Annotated in this window: 4 protein-coding genes and 5 tRNA genes; 3 read left to right on the top strand and 6 right to left on the bottom strand. The window is 48.7% G+C overall.

Going from position 1 to position 4,344, the window contains the following annotated elements; all coding sequences use genetic code 11:
- Positions 1–66 precede the first annotated feature (66 nt).
- The 6 genes from Q0369_RS06260 to Q0369_RS06235 all read right to left on the bottom strand — a co-directional run bounded on the left by Q0369_RS06260 (position 67) and on the right by Q0369_RS06235 (position 1,238).
- Positions 67–151 (bottom strand) — tRNA-Leu (locus Q0369_RS06260).
- Positions 152–200: 49 nt separating this feature from the next.
- Positions 201–277: transfer RNA gene (locus Q0369_RS06255), tRNA-Arg, on the bottom strand.
- A 15-nt stretch (positions 278–292) separates the two neighbouring features.
- Positions 293–369: transfer RNA gene (locus Q0369_RS06250), tRNA-Arg, on the bottom strand.
- A gap of 6 nt (positions 370–375) precedes the next feature.
- Positions 376–452, bottom strand: a tRNA-His gene (locus Q0369_RS06245).
- Positions 453–457: 5 nt separating this feature from the next.
- Positions 458–534 (bottom strand) — tRNA-Pro (locus Q0369_RS06240).
- 74 nt (positions 535–608) lie between these two features.
- On the bottom strand, positions 609–1,238 hold the full coding sequence (locus Q0369_RS06235; RefSeq protein ID WP_298097456.1) for a non-canonical purine NTP pyrophosphatase: 630 nt from the start codon (positions 1,236–1,238) through the stop codon (positions 609–611).
- A 105-nt stretch (positions 1,239–1,343) separates the two neighbouring features.
- On the opposite strand from Q0369_RS06235, the gene Q0369_RS06230 reads away from it, so the two are divergent.
- The 3 genes from Q0369_RS06230 to Q0369_RS06220 form a co-directional block, all read left to right on the top strand.
- Positions 1,344–2,642 carry an MFS transporter gene (locus Q0369_RS06230; protein ID WP_298097453.1) on the top strand — a complete coding sequence of 433 codons (1,299 nt, stop codon included), beginning with the start codon at positions 1,344–1,346 and terminating at the stop codon, positions 2,640–2,642.
- Positions 2,639–3,850, top strand: a complete 1,212-nt coding sequence (locus Q0369_RS06225) for a molybdopterin molybdotransferase MoeA (protein ID WP_298097450.1) — start codon at positions 2,639–2,641, stop codon at positions 3,848–3,850. Before Q0369_RS06230 ends, Q0369_RS06225 begins: the two co-directional genes overlap by 4 nt.
- A 346-nt stretch (positions 3,851–4,196) precedes the next feature.
- Positions 4,197–4,344 (top strand): uracil-DNA glycosylase family protein (locus tag Q0369_RS06220; protein WP_367178981.1); only part of this gene is annotated, 148 nt, incomplete at its 3' end.

The raw sequence follows: 4,344 nt of genomic DNA, 5'->3' as shown, positions 1-4,344 counted from the left end.
CCAGCGACCAAGCGGTTAACAGCCGCCTACTCTACCGCTGAGCTAATCCGGAACGCGTAGAATGGATGGTGCGGATGAAAGGACTTGAACCTTCATGCCGTGAGGCGCCAGATCCTAAGTCTGGTGTGTCTGCCAATTTCACCACATCCGCAAAAAAGAAAGCGCATATTAGCCAAAAAGCTCTTAATATGAGCTTAATATGGTACGCCCAAGAGGATTCGAACCTCTGGCCTACGGCTTAGAAGGCCGTTGCTCTATCCAACTGAGCTATGAGCGCAAAATATCAAATCAGTGGTACGCTCGAAAGGAGTCGAACCTTCAACCTACAGATCCGAAGTCTGTTGCTCTATCCAATTGAGCTACGAGCGCATAAAGTGGGGTGAGTTGTGGGAATCGAACCCACGACCCTCAGGACCACAATCTGATGCTCTAACCTACTGAGCTAAACTCACCACAATGGTCGGAGCGAAAGGATTCGAACCTTCGACCCTCTGGTCCCAAACCAGATGCGCTACCAGCCTGCGCTACGCTCCGTAGATTTTCGTGGATTGAATGAAAAGCGTATTATATATATTTTTTCTTAAATTCCGCTTTTTGTGGCTTTAAATTTAATGAAATTTAGCAAGCCCTATCTGTTTTTCTAAATTTTTCAATAAAATTTGCATCAGCGCTAGCCCCTTTGTGCGGTGCGAAATTTTAAATTTAACCGCAGCGGGCAACTCTCCGATCGTGCGATCAAACCCACGCGGAATAAACATAAAATCGTATCCGAATCCGTTTTGCCCGCGCTGCTGCGTTATCGCCGCGCCGTGCATGAAGCCGTGCGTGCAAAACTCGCCCAGATCGCATTTTAGCGCGATCGCCGCCGTGTAATGCGCGGGCGACGAATCTAAGCTTAAAGCCCTCAGCTTCCTTGCTAATTTCTCGCGATTGCTCGCATCCGTTGCACCCGCTCCGCTAAAGCGCGCCGAAAATATCCCCGGAGCCCCGCCCAGCGCATCCACGCAGATACCGCTATCATCGCTTAGCACGAAAAATTCGCTCTGCAAATTTTTACTTTTTAGCGCTTCATACACGGCGCGGGCTTTAATCAGCGCGTTTTGTTTGAAGCTAGTGCCGCATTCGTCGATCTCAAAAGGATCCAGCACCTCGCCGAGCGCGTACACATCGTATCCCGTGAAAAATTCTTTTATCTCTTTTACTTTATTTTTGTTGCTCGTCGCAAGTAAAATTTTCATCCTCGCTCCTTAAATTTAAGCCGCCATTTTACCCAAAATCAAAGAATTCGTTACGATTTTTGGCTATAATCGGCGCAAATTTCATATTATTTGAGGTCTAAGATTATGCTAAAAAGCGTCCTTCCGCTTAGTTTTATCATCGCTACGAGGTTTTTCGGATTATTTATTTTGCTGCCCGTGCTTAGCCTGTATGCATTGAGCTTGCACGGCGCAAACGAAAGCCTAGTGGGGCTACTTTTTGGAATTTATGCGATTATGCAAGTGATTTTGCAAACGCCATTTGGAGTGTTAAGCGATAAGATCGGACGTAAAAAAACTCTTGCGATAGGGCTAGCGCTTTTTATCGTGGGCGCTTGCGTTTGCGCGGCGAGCGAGAGTATTTATACGATGATTTTTGGGCGCTTTTTGCAAGGCTGCGGTGCTGTAGGAGCCGTAGCTACCGCACTAATTAGCGATTTTACGCGAGAGGAAGAGCGCGGTAAGGCGATGGCGGTAATGGGCGCGATGATAGGCGTGAGCTTTGGTGTCGCAATGATTTTAAGCCCGCTTTTAAGCGCTAAATTTGGGCTTGCCAGCCTATTTCATCTAAGTTCGGCGCTTACGCTTTTATGTTTGATGCTGCTTTTTTTCGTAGTACCTACCGAACCGCATATCCGCTCCCTGCGCCAAAAGGTCCCGCTCGGCTCACTTTTGAGTGACAAAAATTTAATGCTTATGAATTTAACGAATTTTTTTCAAAAAGCTTTCATGACGGCAGCGTTTTTTCTAATTCCAATTTTGCTCGTGCAAAAATTCGGACTTTCCAAAAGTGATTTGACCAAAATTTATGCTCTAGGCGCGATATTCGGCTTTACTGCGATGGGCGCGAGCGGCGCTTTAGGCGAAAAGCGCGCACTAGCTAAGCAAATTCTACTTATTGGTATTTGCTTTTTCATCGCTTCGTATTTGATTTTTGCGTTTGCTAGCGGAGCGAGCGCTTTCGTAGTGGGCGTAATGCTCTTTTTCGTGGGATTTAACGCGCATGAGCCCATTATGCAAAGCCTTGCGTCCAAATTTGCCAAAGTCGCTCAAAAAGGCGCCGCACTTGGGATTTTTAATTCGTTCGGATTTTTTGGCAGTTTTTTGGGTGGGCTATGTGGCGGTGCACTTTTTGGCAAAATTGGCATCGAAGCGCTAGGCATTGGCGTCGCGGTTTTGGGTGTGATCTGGCTTGTGCTACTTTCTAGGCTGAGCGATCCAAAACTTTTTAAGAATTTATACTTTCCTAAAGGCGGCGATTTTTCCGCACTACAGGGTGTCAAGGGCATTATTGAAATTTACGAGACCGATGGCGAACTCGTTGTGAAATTTAACTCGAAATTGATAAATGAAGATCAAATTTATAAAATCGTAGGAGGCAAATGATGGAATTTGAAAAATTTGAAAGCGCGATGGAGCGCTTCGCAAACACGGTGCAAAAGTCCTCGCGCATCGAAAAAGTCGCGATCACGCAGGCGCTGGGGCGTATTTTGGCAGGCGATGTCGCGGCGCCCTTTAGCACTCCGCGCCGCCCGACCGCCGCAATGGATGGCTACGCGCTAAAGGGCGCGGATCTAAGCGAGGGGGCTAAATTTAAGATCGTCGGCACGACGCCTGCAGGCAAGATGCCTAGCGCCGTGGCAAAGGCGGGTGAGTGCGTCAAAACCTTCACCGGTGGGCTCATGTGCGAGGGTAGCGACACGCTTCTGCCGATCGAAAACGTGCAGGTACAAGCAGGCGGTATTATCGTCACAAAGCCCGTTTCCGCAGGCTTTGCCGTGCGCGCGGCGGGCGAGAGCTACCGCGAGGGCGAGCTTTTGCTTAGAAGTGGCACGAAGCTTGGCTTTTCGCAGATCGCGCTACTAGCCGAGCTAGGGCTATTTCACATAAGCGTATTCATCCGCCCAAAAGTAGCGATCCTAGCCACCGGCAGCGAGATCAAGGATCTGGGCGAAAAACTCGAAAACGACGCTCAAATTTACAGCTCCAACCACATCGCGCTTGCAAATTTAGTAACGCAGCTAGGCTGCGAAGCGATGATAATGCCTCTAGTACGCGATGACGAAAAAGAGCTGGAAGGCGCGATCTTATCGGCTTTACAGAGCGCCGACATACTTCTAACCAGCGGCGGAGTGAGCGTCGGAGACTACGACTTCGTGCAAAGCACGCTGCAATCAAAATTTGAGCTAATCGTAAAGGGTGCGGCGATCAAACCGGGCCGCCATGTGCGCGTAGCTAAAACCGGCGAAAAATATATCTTCGCATTCCCGGGCTTCCCGCTCTCGGCGCTCATTACGTGCATTTTATTCCTGCGCGTATTTTTGCAAAAATCCTTCGGCGTGCACGAAAACACGGAATTTAGCGCGATCTTAGATCACGACTACGTAAAAAAGACGCCGTGGCTGGAGTTTATGCCCGCCGTCTTGCAAAACAGAGAAGGGCGACTTTTTGTTAGCCTGCAAAGCAAAAAGCAGGGCTCCAGCGCGATTTTGAACAATTTAGACGACGATAGCGTCCTGCTAGTCGCGCCGCTCGAGGTCAAAGAGCTCAAAAAAGGCGAGCTCGTACGCGTAATCTCGGTACCTAAAATTTAGCGCGCAGCGGTTCGGAGGCGATTGCGGCGGCAGATGGAATTTTAACTGCCGCGAGGGTTGAAATTTTGCCGCTGCGAGACGTTAAATTTAGCCGCAAAGGCTCTGCTTCGAGGTTTAAAAAGTTGAAATTTAGACCCAAACCGCGCGCCGCGATAGGTTCATTAGAATTTTTACCGCGTGCCGTATCAGAGCAAGCAAATGCGCTAAAATTTTTTCTACCGCGTAACTTCAGCCCAAGCTGCTTCGCGAGCAAAATTCGGGTATTTGCGGGAGATAAAGCAAAAATGAAAGATAAATTTTATGACGCTCCGACGGGCATTTTCAGCGAATACAAAGCAGGCGTAAAATGAGCCAAACCCACCCTTTTAAGCCGATTTTCGATGAGAATTCTAAAATTTTAATCCTCGGCTCCTTCCCATCCGCCCCCTCTCGCGAGCTGGGCTTTTACTACGCAAATCCGCAAAATCGCTTCTGGCGCGTGCTGGCGCAAATTT

The sequence above is a fragment of the uncultured Campylobacter sp. genome (assembly GCF_938030685.1).
Classification (GTDB): Bacteria; Campylobacterota; Campylobacteria; order Campylobacterales; family Campylobacteraceae; genus Campylobacter_B.
Note: the sequence above shows the minus strand (reverse complement) of the source record. Positions and strands in the feature narration are given on the sequence as shown.